General features: G+C 72.0%; 1 protein-coding gene. It reads left to right on the plus strand.

The window, feature by feature from the left end; genetic code table 11:
* Positions 1-26 precede the first annotated feature (26 nt).
* A complete protein-coding gene (locus ABZ833_RS07085; protein ID WP_361042205.1) occupies positions 27-20,108 on the plus strand; it encodes a type I polyketide synthase in 20,082 nt (6,693 codons plus the stop codon).
* Positions 20,109-20,133: the final 25 nt, after the last annotated feature.

Consider the following 20,133-nt stretch of genomic DNA (forward strand, 5'->3'; position numbering starts at 1 on the left):
TGAACTCACCTGAAGGGTCGCAACACATGTCCAACGAGGAGAAGTACCTCGACTACCTCCGCCGAGCCTCCGTGGACCTCCAGGAGGCACGCGGCAAGCTGCGGGAGGCCGAGGAGCGCGAGGCCGAGCCGATCGCGATCGTCGGCATGAGCTGCCGGTTCCCTGGTGGTGTGCGCTCGCCGGAGGACCTGTGGCGACTCCTGGAGGGCGGCAAGGACGCCGTCTCCGAGTTCCCCACCAACCGTGGATGGGACCTGGAGGCACTCTTCGACGACGACCCCGACCGGCAGGGGACCTGCTACACCCGTGAGGGCGCCTTCATCCACGACGTGCCGGACTTCGACCCGGCCTTCTTCGGGATCTCACCGCGTGAGGCCGCGGCGATGGACCCGCAGCAGCGCTTACTCCTGGAGACGTCCTGGGAGGCCTTCGAGCGGGCGGGCATCGACCCGCACACGCTGCGGGGCAGCAGGTCGGGCGTGTTCGTCGGCACCAACGGCCAGGACTACCTGGCACGCCTGCTGACCGGCGCACCGGAGGGCTACGAGGGCTACCTCGGCACCGGCAACGCGGCGAGCGTCATCTCCGGCCGGCTGTCCTACACCTTCGGTTTCGAGGGCCCCGCGCTGACCATCGACACCGCCTGCTCGTCGTCCCTGGTCGCCATGCACCTCGCGGTGCACGCGCTGCGGCACGGCGAGTGCCCGATCGCCCTCGCGGGCGGCGTCACCGTGATGTCGACGCCCGGGGTGTTCATCGACTTCAGCCGCCAGCGCGGCCTCGCCACCGACGGCCGGGTCAAGGCGTTCGCCGACGCCGCCGATGGCACCGGCTGGGGCGAGGGCGTCGGCCTGCTGGTCCTCGAGCGTCTCTCGGACGCGGAGCGCAACGGCCACGAGGTCCTTGGAGTGATCCGCGGCTCGGCGGTGAACCAGGACGGCGCGTCGAACGGCCTGACCGCCCCGAACGGCCCTTCCCAACAGCGGGTCATCCGCCAGGCGCTGGCGAGCGCACAGCTCACCGCGGCACAGGTGGACGCGGTGGAGGCGCACGGTACGGGTACGAAGCTGGGCGACCCGATCGAGGCGCAGGCGCTCCTGACGGCCTACGGCCAGGACCGGCCCGCCGACCGGCCGCTGTGGCTGGGCTCGGTGAAGTCGAACATCGGTCACACACAGGCGGCCGCGGGCGTGGCCGGTGTGATCAAGATGGTGATGGCGATGCGGCAGGGGGTACTGCCGAAGACGCTGCACGTGGACGAGCCGTCGTCGCACGTGGATTGGTCTGCGGGCGCTGTTGAGTTGCTGACGGAGGCGCGTCCGTGGCCGGAGACGGGGCAGCCGTGGCGGGCGGGTGTGTCTTCGTTCGGTGTGAGCGGCACGAACGCGCATGTCATCGTCGAGCAGGCTCCTGCGGTTGCGCAGGCGGAGCAGGCGGAGGCACCGGAGCCGGTGGGCAACGCGGGCCTGGTTCCGTGGGTGCTTTCGGCGCGGAGCGCCGAGGCGCTGCGGGAGCAGGCGGCACGGCTCAAGTCCTTCGCGGACGAGGCGTCGGATCTGGCCGTGGCGGACGTGGGCCGTGCGCTGGTGTCCTCGCGGGCGATGCTTGAGCACCGTGCGGTGGTGGTCGCCGGTGAGCGGTCCGAGTTCCAGGCGGCTTTGGCAGCCGTGGCGGAGGGCCGGACGAACGGCGCCGTGGTCACGGGACTTGCCGACGCCCCTGGTCGACTGGCCTTCCTGTTCTCGGGGCAGGGTTCGCAGCGGCTCGGCATGGGCCGTGAACTGGCGGCCCGTTTCCCGGTGTTCGCCAATTCCCTGGACGCTGTGCTTGCGGAGTTCGGTCCTGAGGTCCGTGAGGCGATGTTCGGTGAGGATGCCGATGCGCTGAACGAGACCGGGGTGACGCAGCCTGCGTTGTTCGCGGTCGAGGTGGCGTTGTTCCGGCTGCTTGAGTCGTGGGGCGTGCAGCCCGATGCCCTGGCGGGGCATTCGATCGGCGAGCTGACCGCGGCCCACGTGGCTGGTGTGTGGTCGCTGGAGGACGCGGTCAAGGTGGTGTCGGCGCGTGGTGCGCTGATGCAGGCGCTGCCGTCCGGTGGCGCGATGGTGGCAATCCAGGCGTCCGAGGCCGAGGTCGCATCGGACTTGCCGGAGACCGTCGGGATTGCTGCGGTCAACGGCCCGTCGTCAGTGGTGATTTCGGGCGTCTCGGGTGACGTGGAGGCGGTTGCGGAGCGGTGGCGCGAGGCGGGCCGGAAGGTGTCTCGCCTGAAGGTCAGCCACGCGTTCCACTCGCCGCTGATGGACCCGATGCTCGATGACTTCCGCCGGGTGCTGGAAGCAGTGTCGTACGAGGCGCCCGCGATTCCGATCGTGTCGACGTTGACCGGTGTCCGCGCGAGCGCCGAGGAGTTGGCGTCGTCGGAGTACTGGGTGCGGCATGTGCGTGAGTCGGTGCGGTTCGCCGCTGCCGTCGGCACGCTCGTGGACGACGAGGTGACCACGTTCGTCGAGGTCGGTCCGGGCGGGACGCTGTCGGCACTGGGCCAGCAGTCCGCGCCTGATGCGGGCTTCGTGCCGGTGCTGCGTGGTGATCGCCCGGAGGCGGTGGCCGCCACGACCGCCGCGGGGCACCTGCATGTGCGGGGCGTCCGAGTGGACTGGGAGGTGTTCTTCGCCGATCGCAGTGCGCGGCGGGTGGACCTGCCGACGTACGCCTTCCAGCGCGAGCGCTATTGGCTGGACGCTCCCTCCGCCGCCGACATGGAGGTTGAGCTCCTGTCGCCGGTGGAGGCGCGGTTCTGGGGGGTCGTGGAGGACGGCGACATCGCCGACCTCGCCCGTACGTTGGATGTGTCGTCGGACGCTCCGCTGAGTGCGGTGCTGCCGAGGCTTTCCGCGTGGCGCAAGGAGCAGCAGGGTCGCTCCACCGTGGACGGCTGGCGGTATGGGGTCGAGTGGCGGTCGGTGGCTGCCGGGTCTGGGCGCCTGGATGGTGTCTGGCTGGTCGTCGCGCCGGTGGGTGAGGACCGTGCCGATTGGGTGCGTGAGTCGCTGACCCGTAACGGCGCGGACGACGTCCAGGTCCTGCACGTGGACCCGGAAGCAGCCGACTGGACGGAGCAGTTGGCCGGTCTGTCGGCTCTGAGTGGTGTGGTCTCGCTGCTCGGGCTCGCCGATGCGGGTGATTCGACTGTGCCCGCGGGTGTCGCGGCCACGATCGGTCTGTTGCAGGCACTCGGTGAGGCGGACGTGCCGCTGTGGTGCCTTACGTCGGGCGCGGTGTCGGCGGGTGCGGACGATGTGGTTGCCGGGTTCGAGCAGTCGATGCTGTGGGGCCTTGGCCGAGTTGCCGCGCTGGAGCAGCCAGGCCGCTGGGGCGGCCTGGTCGACCTGCCCGAAGCGCAGGACGAGACGACCGGCGACCTTCTCGCATCCGCCCTCGCCGACCCGAACGGCGAGGACCAGATCGCCCTGCGTGGCGGCGGAATCCTCGGGCGCAGGCTGGTACCCGCGCCGATGAGCACGAATGCCCTCGGCGCCGGCTGGACGCCGAGTGGGACGGTCCTCGTGACCGGTGGCCTCGGTGCCCTGGGTGGTCACGTGTCCCGCTGGTTGGCGGGGCACGGGGCCGAGCACGTCGTGCTGGTGAGCCGTCGCGGACCGGCCGCTGATGGTGCCGCGGAGTTGGAGGCCGAGCTCGTCGAGCTGGGCGCACGCGTCACGTTCGCCGCCTGCGACATGACGGACAGGGAGTCCGTCGCCGAACTGCTGGAGAGCATCCCGTCCCTCACCGCGGTCGTGCATGCGGCGGGCATTGAGCGTTCGGCTGTTCTTGCCGATCTTGATCCGGCTGATCTGGGTGGGTTCGCTGATGTGTTGTCGGCGAAGGTGGATGGTGCGCGGAACCTCCACGAGCTGCTGGGTGAGCGGCAGTTGGACGCGTTCGTGCTGTTCTCGTCCATTGCTGGTGTGTGGGGCAGTGGTGGTCAGGGAGCGTATGCGGCCGCCAACGCCTATTTGGACTCTCTTGCTGGCCATCGTAGGGCGGCGGGTCTGGCTGCTACGGCGGTTGCGTGGGGTCCGTGGGGTGGTGGCGGCATGGTCGCCGGCGCCGGTGGCGATGCGGCGGGGCATTTGCGGCGCAGGGGTTTGCCGACGATGGATCCGGCGGTGGCGATTGCGGGTCTGGCCACGGCGTTGGAGCGCGGTGACGGCAATGTGATCGTCGCTGATGTGGACTGGGAGCGGTTCGCGGGCACGTTTATGGCGCAGCGGCCGAGTCCGTTGCTGGGTGAACTGCCTGCGGTGCGTGCGGCGTTCGAGGCATCGTCGGCGGCTGACGAGATGTCGGCGCTGGCGCAGCGCCTGTCCGGCTTGGACGAGGCGGAGCAGGAGCGCCAGCTCACGGAGTTGGTGCGGTACGAGGCTGCCGCGGTGCTCGGCCATGTGTCGGGGGATGCGTTTTCGGCGTCTCGTGCGTTCAGGGAGTTGGGTTTTGACTCGCTGACGGCGGTGGAGCTGCGTGCCCGGCTGAGTGAGGCCACGGGTGTCGCGCTTCCGGCGACGCTGGTCTACGACTACCCGAACGCGGCGGTACTTGCCGCGTATCTGCGGACCGAACTGTCCGGCGTGGTCCCCACCGCCTCCGCTTCCGTGACCGTGTCGAGCGCGTCCGATGAGCCGATCGCGATCGTGGCGATGTCGTGCCGGTTCCCGGGCGGTGTGTCGAGCCCGGAGGAACTGTGGGACGTGGTCCTCGCGGGTGAGGACGCGGTGTCGGAGTTCCCGACCGATCGTGGTTGGGACTTGGAGGCGCTGTACGACCCCGACCCGGACGGGGTGGGAACCTCGTATTCGCGTTCCGGAGCCTTCCTGTCCGACGTGGGCGCGTTCGACCCGGCGTTCTTCGGGATCTCGCCCCGCGAGGCCCTCGCCATGGACCCGCAGCAGCGGCTGCTCCTCGAGACCTCGTGGGAGGCCTTCGAGCGGGCAGGCATCGACCCGGATTCGCTGCGCGGTGAGCGCGTCGGCGTGTTCGTAGGGTCGAACATGCAGGACTACGGGTGGGTGCTGGGCGCGGCTGCCGACGACATGGGCGGTTACGTGGCGACCGGCAACGCGGCCAGCGTGGCCTCCGGCCGCCTGTCCTACACCTTCGGCCTTGAGGGCCCGGCCGTCACGGTGGACACGGCGTGCTCGTCGTCGTTGGTGGCCCTGCACCTGGCCGTGCAGGCGCTGCAAAGGGGCGAGTGCGAACTGGCCCTTGCCGGCGGTGTGACGGTGATGTCGACGCCGACCTCGTTCGTCGAGTTCAGCCGCCAGCGTGGTCTCGCTGAGGATGGGCGGTGCAAGGCGTTCGCCGCCGGTGCCGACGGCACCGGCTGGGGCGAGGGAGTCGGCATGCTGTTCGTCGAGCGGCTCTCGGACGCGCAGCGCAACGGCCACCAGGTGCTCGCGGTTGTGCGGGGTTCGGCCGTCAACCAGGACGGTGCGTCCAACGGCCTGACCGCTCCGAACGGCCCCTCGCAGCAGCGCGTGATCCGCCAGGCGCTCGCCAGTGCGGGCCTGGAGTCGGCCGACGTGGATGTGGTCGAGGCGCACGGCACCGGTACGAAACTGGGCGACCCCATCGAGGCCCAGGCTGTCCTTGCCACATATGGCCAGGACCGGCCCGCCGACCGGCCGTTGTGGCTGGGCTCGATCAAGTCGAACCTTGGCCACACGCAGGCGGCTGCCGGTGTGGCGGGCGTGATCAAGATGGTCATGTCGATGCGGCACGGTGTGCTGCCCAAGACGCTGCACGTGGACGAGCCGTCCCCCCACGTGGACTGGTCAGCGGGAGCGGTGGAGTTGCTCACCGACGAGCGTGAGTGGCCTGCTGTGGACCGGCCGTGGCGCGCAGGTGTGTCGTCGTTCGGCTTCAGCGGCACGAACGCGCACACCATCATCGAGCAGGCTCCGGTGGTCGAGCAGGAGGAGCAGGCGGAGGCACCGGAGCCGGTGGGCGACGCGGGCCTGGTGCCGTGGCTGCTGTCGGCCAAGAGCCCCGAGGCGCTGCGGGAACAGGCCGCACGGCTCAAGTCCTTCGCGGACACGACTCCCGAGCTGAGTGTGGCGGACGTGGGTCGCGCGCTGGTGTCCTCGCGGGCGGTGCTTGAGCACCGTGCCGTGGTGGTCGGTGCCGACCGGGCGGAACTGCTGGCCGCATTGGCGGCCGTGGCCGAGGGCCGGGCAACCGGAGCCGTGGTCAAGGGAGTTGCCGACGAGCCCGGCCGACTGGGATTCCTGTTCTCGGGTCAGGGTTCGCAGCGGCTCGGGATGGGTCGTGAACTGGCGGCCCGTTTCCCGGTGTTCGCCGATGCCCTGGATGCCGTACTGGGCGAGTTCGACCCGCAGGTGCGTGCGGTCCTCTTCGGTGAGGACGCCGATGCGCTGAACGAGACGGGGGTGACGCAGCCCGCGCTGTTCGCGGTCGAGGTCGCTCTCTTCCGGCTCCTGCAGTCGTGGGGTGTGCGCCCCGACACGCTGGCCGGGCATTCGATCGGCGAGCTGGCCGCGGCCCATGTGGCCGGTGTCTGGTCGCTGTCCGACGCGGTCAAGGTGGTGTCGGCCCGTGCCGGGCTGATGCAGGCGCTGCCGTCCGGTGGCGCGATGGTGGCGATCCAGGCGTCCGAGGCCGAGGTCGCATCCGACCTGCCGGAGACCGTGGGCATTGCCGCGGTCAACGGCCCCAACTCGGTGGTCATTTCCGGTGTCGCCGCCGACGTGGAGGTTGTCGCCGAGCGGTGGCGCGAGGCGGGCCGGAAGGTGTCTCGCCTGAAGGTCAGTCACGCGTTCCACTCGCCGCTGATGGACCCGATGCTTGACGACTTCCGTCGAGTGCTGGAAGCAGTGTCGTACGAGGCGCCCGCGATCCCGATCGTGTCGACGCTGACCGGCGCCCGCGTATTCGCCGAGGAGTTGGCCTCGCCGGAGTACTGGGTGCGGCACGTGCGCGAGTCGGTGCGGTTCGCCGACGCCGTGAGCACGCTCGTGGACGAGGGCGTGGCGACGTTCGTCGAGGTAGGCCCCGGCGGGACGCTGTCCGCGCTGGGCCAGGAGTCCGCGCCCGATGCCGGGTTCGTCCCGGTGCTGCGGAACGACCGCCCGGAGGCGGTTGCCGCCACGACGGCCGCGGGACAGCTGCACGTACGCGGCGTCCGAGTGGACTGGGATGTGTTCTTCACCGGTCGCGGTGCGCGGTGGGCCGACCTGCCGACGTACGCGTTCCAGCGTGAGCGCTACTGGCCTGACGTCCAGCCGGTGATCGGCAACGTCGCGGCGGCCGGGCTCGGTGCCGCCGAGCACCCGCTCCTCGGCGCGACCGTCACCCTTGGCGGCACGGATGGTGTGCTCCTGACAGGCCGGTTGTCGGTCCAGACCCACCCGTGGCTGGCCGATCACGAGATCATGGGTTCGGTGCTGCTTCCCGGTACGGCGTTCGTCGAGCTGGCGGTACGTGCCGGTGACCAGGTCGGGTGCGACCTGGTCGAGGAGTTGACCCTGGAGGCGCCGCTCGTTCTGCCCGAGCAGGGTTCGGTGCGGGTTCAGGTGTGGGTCGGTGCGGCGGACGAGTCGGGCCGGCGCGAGCTGAGCTTCCACTCCAGCCTGGGCGACACCGACGACGGCCGTGCGTGGACCCGGCACGCCACCGGTGTGCTGGGAGCAGGAGGTCGCTCCGGTGGGGCTTCGCTGGCCGAGTGGCCGCCCGCAGGCGCGGAGGCCGTGGACCTGGACGGCTACTACGACCGCATGGTCGCGGGTGGCTTCGGCTACGGGCCGGTGTTCCAGGGGCTGCGGTCGGCATGGCGCAGCGGGCACGAGATGTTCGCCGAGGTCGCGCTCCCGGACGGCGTGAAGGCTGAGGGATTCGGTCTGCACCCGGCGCTGTTGGACGCGACGCTGCAAGCCATCGGGCTGATGGGCGAGGCCGACGCTCCCGGCAAGCTGCCGTTCTCGTGGTCGGGTGTGCGGCTGCATGCCTCGGGCGCGACGGCTCTGCGCGTGCGGCTGTCGCCCACCGGCGCGGACGGAGTGGCGCTGACGGTCACGGACGGCTCCGGCGCACCGGTGGCCACGATCGATTCACTGGTCCTGCGCCCGGCCGCACCGGCCCAGGTCACCGCTGACGACCGCGATGACGCGCTGTTCGGCGTCGACTGGGTGTCGGTGCCCCTGGCCGGAGGCGGTGTTCCGACGGTCGAGTGGACCGACCTGGAGGCGCTGACACAGTCGGCGGACCTGCCTGACTTCGTTGTTCTGCCCTGCCCGGTCACCTCTGGGTCCGACCCGGTGGCCGGTGCGCACGAGGCGGCGCACTGGGCACTGGACACAGTCCAATCCTGGTTGGCGGACGGGCGGTTCGACGCGTCGCGTCTGGTCATCGTGACCCGTGGCGCGATCGCCGCCGCGGCCGGTGACGACGTACGAGATGTCGCTCAGGCGGCGGTGTGGGGTCTGGTGCGCTCCGCCCAGTCGGAGAACCCGGACCGGATCGTGCTGGTCGACCTCGACGACGAGTCGGCCTCACTGGATGTACTGCCGTCCGCGCTGGCCACCGGCGAGCCGCAGTTGGCATTGCGCTCGGGTGCTGCCAGTGCCCCGCGTCTGGCCAGGGCCCGGCAGTCCGTGGTCGACGACCCCGGCTTCGGTTCCGGTGCCGTGTTGCTCACCGGTGCCACGGGCACGCTGGGCGGTCTTGTCGCCCGGCACTTGGTCGCCGAGCGAGGCGTGCGCAACCTGCTCCTGGTGAGCAGGCGTGGCGCTGCCGCCGAGGGCGCCGAGGCACTGCGCGACGAACTCACCGCGCAGGGCGCCGAAGTGACGTACGCGGCATGCGACGTGGCCGACCGCGAGGCTCTCAAGGAGCTGCTCGCCGGGCACGAGATATCCGCTGTGGTGCACACCGCAGGTGTGCTGGATGACGGCACGATCGGCTCACTGACCGACGAGCGGATCGACGCCGTCTTCCGGCCCAAGGTCGACGCGGCCTGGCACCTGCACGAGCTGACCCGCGACCTCGACCTGTCCGCCTTCGTGCTGTTCTCCTCCGCCGCCGGTGTCTTCGGTGGCGCGGGGCAGGGCAACTACGCGGCGGCCAACGCGTTCCTGGACGCGCTCGCCCAGCACCGTCACGCGGCCGGGCTTGCCGCGACCTCGCTCGCGTGGGGCCTGTGGGCCTCGGGCGGCGGTATGGCAGGCAGCCTCGACGAGGCCGACGTACGAAGGATCACCAGCGGCGGCGCGATACCGATCGGCGCGACCGAGGGCCTTGCGCTGTTCGACGCGGCGGGATCCACGGGCCGCGCGCTGCTTGCGCCCGTTCCCCTCGACCTGGCCGTGCTGCAGCGACAGGCGCGTACCCACCCCGTGCCGCACCTCCTGCGCGGCCTGGTGCGGGGCACCGCGCGCAGGACCGTCGACCCCGCAGCCGCCCGGACCGCGCTGGCGCAGTCTCTCGCCGGGATGACCGAGGCCGAGCGGGAGAAGGCGCTGCTTGACCTCGTCCGTACCCACGCCGCAGCGGTGCTCGGCCACAGTTCGGCGCACGCCGTCGCACCCGACCGCGCGTTCCGAGAGCTGGGCTTCGACTCGCTCAGCTCCGTCGAGCTGCGCAACCACCTCAACGCGGCCACCGAGCTGCGCCTGCCCGCCACGCTGGTCTTCGACTACCCGAGCCCCGCGGCACTCGCCGCTTTCATCGGCACGGAGTTCGCGGGCGCGCCCGTCGTCGTGGCGCCCACCCGCACGACCGTCGCCGTGAGCGACGAACCGATCGCGATCGTCGGCATGAGCTGCCGCTACCCCGGCGGGGTCAACTCGCCCGAGGACCTGTGGCGACTCGTCCTTGAAGGCGCCGACGCCATCAGTGAGTTCCCCGTCAACCGTGGCTGGGACCTGGACGCCCTGTACAACCCGGACCCCGAGCACATGGGGACCTCGTACACCCGCGAGGGCGGCTTCCTGCACGACGCCGACCTGTTCGACCCGGCGTTCTTCGGGATCTCGCCCCGTGAGGCCCTCGCCATGGACCCGCAGCAGCGACTGCTCCTGGAGACCTCCTGGGAGGCGTTCGAGCAGGCCGGGATCGCACCGGAGTCCGCGCGAGGCAGCGCGACCGGGGTGTTCGCGGGCGTGATGTACCACGACTACGTGGCGCGGCTGCGTTCCGTCTCGGAGGACGTCGAGGGCTACCTCGGCACGGGCGGAGCGGGCAGCGTCGCCTCCGGCCGCGTCGCCTACGCACTGGGCCTGGAGGGCCCCGCCGTCACCGTCGACACCGCGTGCTCCTCGTCCCTGGTGGCCCTGCACTGGGCGATCCAGGCGCTGCGCCAGGGGGAGTGCTCGATGGCGCTCGCCGGTGGTGTCGCCGTGATGGCGAGCCCGGCGACCTTCGTCGACTTCAGCCGCCAGCGCGGCCTGTCCGCCGACGGCCGGTGCAAGTCGTTCTCCGACGACGCCGACGGCACCGGCTGGGGCGAAGGCGTCGGCATGCTCCTCGTGGAGCGGCTCTCGGACGCCCGGCGCAACGGACACCCCGTCCTTGCCGTCATCCGTGGTTCGGCGGTCAACCAGGACGGTGCGTCCAACGGTCTCACCGCGCCGAACGGTCCCTCGCAGCAGCGCGTCATGCGCCAGGCGCTCGCCAGCGCGGGCCTGACCCCGTCCGACGTGGACGCGGTGGAGGCGCACGGCACCGGCACCACGCTCGGTGACCCGATCGAGGCCCAGGCCCTCCTTGCCACCTACGGCCAGGACCGCACCGGTGAGCCCCTGTGGCTCGGCTCGATCAAGTCGAACATCGGCCACACCCAGGCCGCCGCGGGCGTCGCGGGTGTGATCAAGATGGTCATGGCGATGCGGAACGGTGTGCTGCCGCAGTCCTTGCACGTCGGTGAGCCCTCGTCGAACGTGGACTGGTCCGCGGGCGCCGTCGAGCTGCTGACCGCGGCACAGCCCTGGCCGGAGACCGGCCGCCGGCGTCGCGCCGGTGTGTCGTCGTTCGGCGTGAGCGGCACGAACGCGCACACCATCATCGAGCACGTGCCGGACGAGGACCACACTCCGGCCCCCGTCGACGGCGTGCTGCCGTGGGTGCTGTCCGCACGGAGCGCGGAGGCGCTGCGTGACCAGGCAATCCGGCTGCGGGAGCACGTCGCGGGTGGGACGGAGGCCGGTGCGCCGGACGTGGCCTACTCGTTGGCGACGACGCGATCGGCCTTCGACCACAGGGCTGTTGTCGTGGGCGACGACCGAGCGGTGCTCCTTGACGGGCTCAACGCTCTGGCCGAGGGCCGGCCGTTCCCGGGCCTGGTCACCGGCTCCGTCGCCGTGGGCGGTGTGGGCTTCTTGTTCTCGGGTCAGGGTTCGCAGCGGCTCGGGATGGGTCGTGAACTGGCGGCCCGATTCCCGGTGTTCGCCGATGCCCTGGACGCCGTACTGGGCGAGTTCGACCCGCAGGTGCGTGCGGTCCTCTTCGGTGAGGACGCCGATGCGCTGAACGAGACGGGTGTGACGCAGCCCGCGCTGTTCGCGGTCGAGGTGGCGCTCTTCCGGCTCCTTGAGTCGTGGGGTGTGCGCCCCGACATGCTGGCCGGGCACTCGATCGGCGAGCTGGCCGCGGCCCACGTGGCCGGTGTCTGGTCGCTGTCCGACGCCGTAAAGGTGGTGTCGGCGCGGAGCTCACTGATGCAGGCGCTGCCCGAGGGCGGTGCGATGGTCGCGATCCAGGCCACTGAGGCCGAGGTCGCGTCGGACCTGTCGGAGACGGTGGGCATTGCCGCGGTCAACGGCCCGAATTCAGTGGTCGTTTCCGGTGTCACCGCTGACGTTGAAGCAGTCGCGGAGCGCTGGCGCGAGGCGGGCCGGAAGGTGTCTCGCCTGAAGGTCAGCCACGCGTTCCACTCGCCGCTGATGGACCCGATGCTGGATGATTTCCGCCGGGTGCTTGAAGAGGTGTCGTACGAGGCTCCGGCCATCCCGATCGTGTCCACGTTGACCGGTGTCCGCGCGACCGTCGAAGAGCTGGCGTCGGCGGAGTACTGGGTGCGGCACGTGCGCGAGTCCGTACGGTTCGCCGATGCCGTCGGCACGCTCGTGGCCGAGGGTGTGGCGACGTTCGTCGAGGTCGGCCCGGGTGGCACGCTGTCGGCGCTTGGCCAGGAGTCCGCGCCGGACGCCGGGTTCGTGCCGGTGCTGCGGAACGACCGCCCGGAGGATGCCGCGCTGGTCTCCGCCGTGGCCCAGCTCTGCACGTGGGGCACGCGGGTGGACTGGGAAGCCTTCTTCGCCGGTCGTGGCGCACGCCGGGTCGGCCTGCCCACGTACGCGTTCCAGCACCAGCGTTACTGGCTGGACGCCGGTGTGTCGGCGGGCGACCTGGACGCCGCGGGGGTCGGCTCGGCCGGTCACCCGCTGCTCGGCGCGTTCGTCGACACGGCCGACTCGGACGGGCAGCTCTTCACCGGCCGGTTGTCGGTGGCGACCCACCCGTGGCTGGCCGATCACGTCATCCAGGGCTCGATCCTGCTGCCCGGCACGGCGTTCCTCGAGCTGGCGGTGCGCGCCGGTGACCAGGTCGGCTGCGACCTGGTCGAGGAGTTGACGCTGGAGGCGCCGCTGGTGGTGCCCGAGCGCGGCGGCGTACGGGTGCAGTTGCAGGTCGGTGAGTTGGACGAGTCCGGACGGCGTGCGGTGACGGTGCACGCGCGGGACGACGACGGTGACCTGTGGGTGCGGCACGCGAGCGGTGTGCTCGTGGCCGGCGCCGACGTGCCGCCGGCCGAGGTCGGTGCCTGGCCGCCGGCCGGGGCGCAGGTCGTTGACCTGGATGGGCTCTACGACCGTATGGCCGACGGCGGTTTCGGCTACGGGCCGCTCTTCCAGGGGCTGCGGGCCGCGTGGCGCAAGGGCGACGAGGTGTTCGCCGAGGTCGCGCTGCCGGACAGCGCGGGAGCGGACGGTTTCGGTCTGCACCCGGCGTTGCTCGATGCGGCACTGCACGGCATCGGGTTGATGGGCGGGCCCGAAGGACCCGGCAAGCTGCCGTTCTCGTGGTCGGGTGTGCGGCTGCACGCCTCGGGCGCGACGGTGCTGCGGGTGCGGTTGGCGCCCGCGGGATCGGACGGGGTGTCGTTGGCGGTCGCGGACGGCTCCGGTGCTCCGGTGGCCACGATCGACTCGCTGGTCCTTCGGCCGGTGACGGCGACGCTGTCACGGCAGGGCTGGGAGTCGCTGTTCCGCCTGGACTGGGTGCCTGCCGCCGTACCGGCCGGGAGTGCGGGTCCGGTGGCGGAGTTCGCGGACTGGGCCGCGGTGCGGTCGGCGCTCGACGCGGGCGAGTCGCTGCCGGACCACGTCGTGGTGCGGTGCGCCGAGTCCCAGGACGTGGACGCCGTGCGCAGGGAGACGCTGAACGCCCTGGAACTCGTACAGGGCTGGCTGACCGATGACCGGTGCGTGGCGTCGCGGCTCGTCCTTGTGACGCGTGGCGCTGTCGCGGTGGGTGCCGAGGACGACGTGGCGGACCTGGCATCGGCCGCGGTGTGGGGTCTGGTGCGGTCCGCACAGCTGGAGGACCCGGGCCGCTTCGTCCTGGTGGACGTCGACGACGATGACGGCTGGCGGCAGGCTCTGACGACCGGGGAGTCCCAGGTCGTCGTGCGCGACGGACGGGTGTACGTGGCCCGCCTCGTGCGAGTACGGCCGGAGATTGGCACCGACCCGGCCTTCGGTCCGGACAGCTCGGTCCTGGTGACCGGCGCGTCGGGCGCCCTGGGCAGTCTCGTCGCCCGGCACCTCGTCGGCGGGCACGGGGTCGAGCGCCTCGTCCTCGCCAGCAGGCGCGGACAGGCGGCGGAAGGCGCCGAGGAACTGCGGGCCGAACTGGTCGCGCAGGGCGCCGACGTGACGTTCGCGGTGTGTGACGTCGCGGACCGGGACGCGCTGGCCGCGCTCCTCGCCGAGCACCCCGTGACCGCTGTCGTGCACACCGCCGGTGTGCTGGACGACGCCACGATCGGCTCGCTGACCCCGGATCAGGTCGACACGGTGTTCCGGCCCAAGGTCGACGCCGCCTGGAATCTGCACGAGCTGACCCGCGACCTGGACCTGTCCGCCTTCGTACTGTTCTCCTCGGTGGCGGGCACCCTGGGCGCGACCGGCCAGGGCAACTACTCGGCCGCCAACGCGTTCCTCGACGGCCTGGCCCGGCGCAGGCGCGCCCAGGGCCTGCCCGCGACATCGCTGGCCTGGGGCCTGTGGGCCGACGGCATGGGCGCCAAGGTGGCACAGTCCGCCGCGACCGGCCTGTCCGCGGAGGAGGGCGTCGCACTGTTCGACGCCGCGGTCTCCGGGGCCGACCCGGTCGTCGTACCGATGCGGCTCGACCTGCGGGCCGTACGGGAACTCCCCATGGTGCCACCGGTGTTCAGCACTCTGGTGCGGACGACGGCCCGCAGGGCGGCGGAGACCGGGGTCGATCCCGCGGCCGCGCTCCGCGATCGCCTCGCGTCGCTGGCCGATGACGAACGCGAGCGGGTGCTCCTCGACCTCGTCCGCACCCAGGCCTCCGCGGTGCTCGGCCACGCCGGTCCTGAGGCCGTCTCGCTCGGCCAGGCCTTCACCGAGCTGGGCTTCGACTCGCTGACAGCCGTCGACCTGCGCAACCGGCTCAACCTGGCCACGGGCCTCCGCCTGCCCGCCACGCTGGTCTTCGACTACCCGACCCCCGCGGCACTCGCCGAGTTCATCGGCACGGAGTTCGCGGGCGCGCCCGTCGTCGCGGCACCCCCCGCCACGGTCGTGGCCCCCACCGACGAGCCGATCGCCATCGTCGGCATGAGCTGCCGCTACCCCGGTGGCGTCCGTACGCCGGAGGACCTGTGGCGACTCGTCCTCGACGGCGCCGACGGCATCACGCCGTTCCCGACCGAGCGCGGCTGGGACGTGGAGGCGCTCTACGACCCGTCGGGCGAACGGGACGGCAGCTCCTACACCCGCGAGGGCGGCTTCCTGCACGACGCCGACCTGTTCGACCCGACGTTCTTCGGGATCTCGCCCCGCGAGGCGCTTGCCATGGACCCGCAGCAGCGACTGCTCCTTGAGACCTCGTGGGAGGCCTTCGAGCGGGCCGGCATCGACCCCAAGTCGCTGCGCGGCAGCGCTACCGGCGTGTTCGCGGGCGTCATGTACCACGACTACGCCTCCCAGCTGCACGGCGTTTCGAAGAGCAGCGAGGGCTTCCTCGGTACGGGCAACGCGGGCAGCGTCGCGTCCGGCCGCGTGTCCTACACGTTCGGCCTCGAAGGGCCCGCGATGACCGTGGACACGGCGTGCTCGTCGTCGCTGGTCGCGCTGCACCTGGCGGCGCAGGCACTGCGGTCGGGGGAGTGCTCGCTCGCCCTCGCGGGCGGCGCCACCGTCATGGCGACGCCCGGCGCGTTCGTCGACTTCAGCCGCCAGCAGGGCCTGTCCGCCGACGGCCGGTGCAAGTCCTTCTCCGCCGACGCCGACGGCACCGGCTGGGGTGAGGGCGTCGGCATGCTCGTACTGGAACGTCTCTCGGACGCCCGGAGGAACGGACACCCCGTACTCGCGGTGGTCCGCGGCTCCGCGGTGAACCAGGACGGCGCGTCGAACGGCCTGACCGCGCCGAACGGTCCCTCGCAACAGCGGGTCATCCGCCAGGCTCTGGCAAGCGCGGGCCTGACCCCGTCCGATGTGGACGCGGTCGAGGCGCATGGCACCGGCACGACCCTGGGCGACCCGATCGAGGCCCAGGCACTGCTCGCCACCTACGGACGGGACCGTGCGGGTGAGCCGCTGTGGCTGGGCTCGCTGAAGTCCAACATCGGCCACACCCAGGCCGCCGCGGGTGTGGGTGGCGTCATCAAGACGGTGATGTCGCTGCGGCACGGCGTGCTGCCGAAGACGCTGCACGTCGGCGAGCCCTCGCCGCACATCGACTGGTCGGCGGGCGCCGTGGAGCTGCTGACCGAGGCGCAGCCGTGGCCTCAGGCGGACCGGCCCCGACGGGCGGGAGTCTCGTCCTTCGGCTTCAGCGGCACCAACGCGCACGTCATCATCGAGTCGCCGGAGACCGAGTCCACGGCGGACGTCGCCGCGCCGAACGCCCCCGAGGCGCCGGCCGGTCCGTGGCTGCTTTCCGGCCGCACCGAGAGCGCGCTGCGCGACCAGGCGGCGCGGCTGCGCGACCACCTGACCGAGCGGCCCGACCTCGACCCCACTGACGTCGCCCGCGCACTCGCGACCTCGCGGGCCGGGTTCGAACACCGGCTTGCCGTCGTCGGCAGGGACGTGGCCGACCTGACGGCCGGGCTGACCGACGCCGTCGAGGGACGGCCGGGCGGCGGAGTCGTGCTGGGTGTCTCCGATGAGCACCGGGTCGGCTTCCTGTTCTCGGGGCAGGGGTCGCAGCGGCTCGGCATGGGGCGCGAACTGGCGGACCGGTTCCCGGTGTTCGCCGAGACGCTGGACGCCGTACTGGGTGCATGCGACCCGGCGGTTCGCGAAGTGCTGTTCGGCGAGGACGCTGACGCGCTGAACGAGACGGGTGTGACGCAGCCCGCGCTGTTCGCGGTCGAGGTGGCGCTGTTCCGGCTCCTTGAGTCGTGGGGCATCCGGCCGGACGTCTTGGCCGGGCACTCGATCGGTGAGCTGGCTGCCGCCCATGTGGCCGGTGTCTGGTCGCTTGCCGATGCCGTGAAGGTCGTGTCCGCGCGGGGCGCGCTGATGCAGGCGCTGCCCGAGGGCGGTGCGATGGTGGCGATCCAGGCGACCGAGGCCGAAGTCGCGGCGGATCTGCCGGACACTGTCGGTGTCGCCGCGGTCAACGGGCCGACGTCGGTGGTCATTTCCGGTGTCGGCACCGACGTGGAAACACTCGCCGAGGTGTGGCGCGAGGCGGGCCGGAAGGTGTCTCGCCTGAAGGTCAGCCACGCGTTCCACTCGCCGCTGATGGACCCGATGCTGGATGCGTTCCGCCGGGTTCTGGAGGGCGTGTCGTACGAGGCGCCCGCGATCCCGATCGTGTCCACGCTGACGGGCCGGTCGGCGACTGCTGAGGAGCTGACCTCGGCGGAGTACTGGGTGCGGCACGTACGCGAGCCCGTGCGGTTCGCCGACGCCGTGGCCGGCATCGACGCGGACGTCCTCGTCGAGATGGGACCCGGTGGCGTGCTGTCGGCCCTTGGCCAGGAGTCGCTGCCGGACGCGGCGTTCGTGCCGGTGCTGCGCGGCGACCGCACGGAGGACGGCGCCGTCATGACGGCGCTCGCCGAACTGCACGTGCGAGGCGTGCACGTCGACTGGGCCGCCTACTTCGAAGGCAGCGGCTACGGAGTCGACCTGCCGACCTACGCCTTCCAGTACCAGCGGTTCTGGCCCGACACGAGCGTGCGGCCCACCACCGACGCGACCGGGCTCGGGCTCGGCTCGGCCGATCACCCGCTGCTCGGCACCGCGGTCGCGCTCGCGGACGAGGACACCGTCCTGTTCACGGGCAGGCTGTCGCTGCGGACACACCCGTGGCTCGCCGAGCACGAGATCATGGGGTCGGTACTGCTGCCCGGCACGGCGTTCGTCGAGCTTGCGGTGCGCGCCGGTGACCAGGTCGGTTGTACCTCGGTGGAGGAGCTGACCCTTGAGACACCGCTGGTGCTTCCCGAGCACGGCGGTGTGCAGGTCCAGGTACGGGTCGGCGCGCCGGACGAGTCCGGCCGACGCCCGATCGCGGTCCACGCGCGGGACGAGAGCGGCGACCTGCCGTGGTCCCGGCACGCCAGCGGAGTCCTTGCCGATGACGGCGGTGCTCCCGCCGACCTCGGCGCGTGGCCGCCGGCGGGCGCGGAGGCCGTCGAACTGGACGGTTTCTACGACGGCATGGCCGACGGCGGGTTCGCCTACGGTCCGTTGTTCCAGGGCCTGCGGTCGGTGTGGCGCAGCGGGGACGAGGTGTTCGCCGAAGTCGCGCTGCCGGAGGACACCGCCGTCGCCGGGTTCGGCGTACACCCGGCACTCCTTGACGCGGTGCTGCACACGGTGGCGTTCGGCGTACTGCCCCCGGTCGAGCACGGACGGCTGCCGTTCACATGGACGGGAGTCCGCCTGCACGCCGAGGGTGCGACGACGCTGCGGGTGCGGCTGACCGCGGTGGGCCCCGACGCGGTGGCCCTGGCCGTCGCCGACGGCTCCGGCGCCCCGGTCGCGACCGTGGACTCGCTGGTCCTTCGCGCGGTGTCGCCGGGTTCGCTGGGGACGGCGCGCGGGCACGAGTCGCTGTTCCGCCTTGACTGGGTGGCCGCTTCGGCGGCGGCCGGAAGTGCCGGCTCGGTGGCGGAGTTCGCCGACTGGGCGGCGGTACGGTCGGCGCTCGTCGCGGACGAGTCGCTGCCGGAGAACGTCGTGGTGCGGTGCGCACGGCCCGGTGACGTGGACGCGGACACCGTGCACCGGCAGGTGCACGCCGCTCTGGAACTGGTGCAGGGCTGGCTGGCCGACGACCGGTGCGCGCAGTCGCGCCTGGTGCTCGTGACCAGTGGCGCGGTGGCGGTGGACGCCGGCGACGACGTGGCGGACCTGGCATCGGCCGCGGTGTGGGGCCTGCTGCGGACGGCACAGGCGGAGAACCCGGGCCGCTTCGTCCTGGTGGACGTCGACGACGAGGACGGCTGGAAGCCTGCCGTCGTCGGCGCGGAACCCGAGCTGGCCGTACGCGCCGGTGAGACGTTCGTGCCGAGGCTGGTGCGGGCCCGTCCGGAAATCGAGGACGGGCGGGACTTCGGTGCCGGTCCGGTTCTTGTGACCGGTGCGAGCGGGATGCTGGGCGGGCTCGTGGCGCGGCATCTGGTCGTACGGCACGGGGTGCGACGTCTGGTCCTTGCGAGCAGGCGCGGTCAAGTCGGCGACCTGCACGATGAGTTGGTGGGTCTGGGTGCTGAGGTCACGGCCGTCGCCTGTGATGTGGCGGACCGGGACTCGGTGGCTGCGCTCCTCGCGGAGCACCCCGTGACGGCCGTCGTGCACGTGGCGGGTGTCCTGGACGACGGCGTGATCGGGTCGCAGACGCCGGAGCGGATCGACACGGTGTTCCGGCCCAAGGTCGACGCAGCCTGGAATCTGCACGAGCTGACCCGCGACCTGGACCTGTCCGCGTTCGTGCTGTTCTCGTCCGCGGCGGGCACGCTGGGCAACCCCGGCCAGGCCAACTACTCCGCTGCCAACGCGTTCCTGGACGCGCTCGCCCGGCACCGGCACGTCCAGGGCCTGCCCGCGACATCGCTCGCCTGGGGCCTGTGGGCCGGAGAGGACGGCATGGGCGCCCGGATGGCGGAGACCGGAGCCGCGGGCCTGTCCGCCGAGGAAGGCATGGAGCTGTTCGACGCGGCGGCACTCGGGACCGACCCGGTCGTCGTGCCGATGCGGCTCGACCTGCGGGCCGTACGGGAACTCCCCGTGGTTCCGCCGGTGTTCAGCGCTCTGGTGCGGACGACGGCCCGCAGGGCCGCGGAGACCGGGGTCGACCCCGCCGCCGCGCTGCGGGACCGGCTCGCGGCGCTGCCGGCGACCGAGCGGACGTCCGCGCTGATGGACGTGGTGTGCACGCACGTCGCGGCCGTACTGGCGCTCCCCGGCGCCGGAGCGGTCGACGAGCGGCGCGCGTTCACCGAGCTGGGCTTCGACTCGCTGACCGCGGTCGAGCTGCGCAACCGGCTCGGCGCGGCCACCGGCCTCCGCCTGCCCGCCACCGCGATCTTCGACTACCCGACCCCGCTCGACCTGGTCGGCCACATCGAGGACGCGCTCGCCGTCGACGAACCCGACGGGCTGGCGCCGCTGCTCGCCGAGCTGAGCCGCATCGAGGCGGGCCTCGCATCGGTCAAGCCCGGCGACGACGCGGACGACCGGGTCGGCGCACGTCTGTCGGCGCTCCTCGCCGTGTGGCGCGACAGCCGTGCCGACGCCGCCGCGCAGGCGTCCGACGACCTCGACGCCGCCACGGACGACGAGGTGTTCGACCTGCTCGGCAAGGAGTTCGGCATCTCCTGACCCGCCACCCGGCCACCGCACTTGC

The organism is Streptomyces sp. NPDC047525 (genome assembly GCF_040643025.1).
Taxonomy (GTDB): domain Bacteria; phylum Actinomycetota; class Actinomycetes; order Streptomycetales; family Streptomycetaceae; genus Streptomyces; species Streptomyces durmitorensis.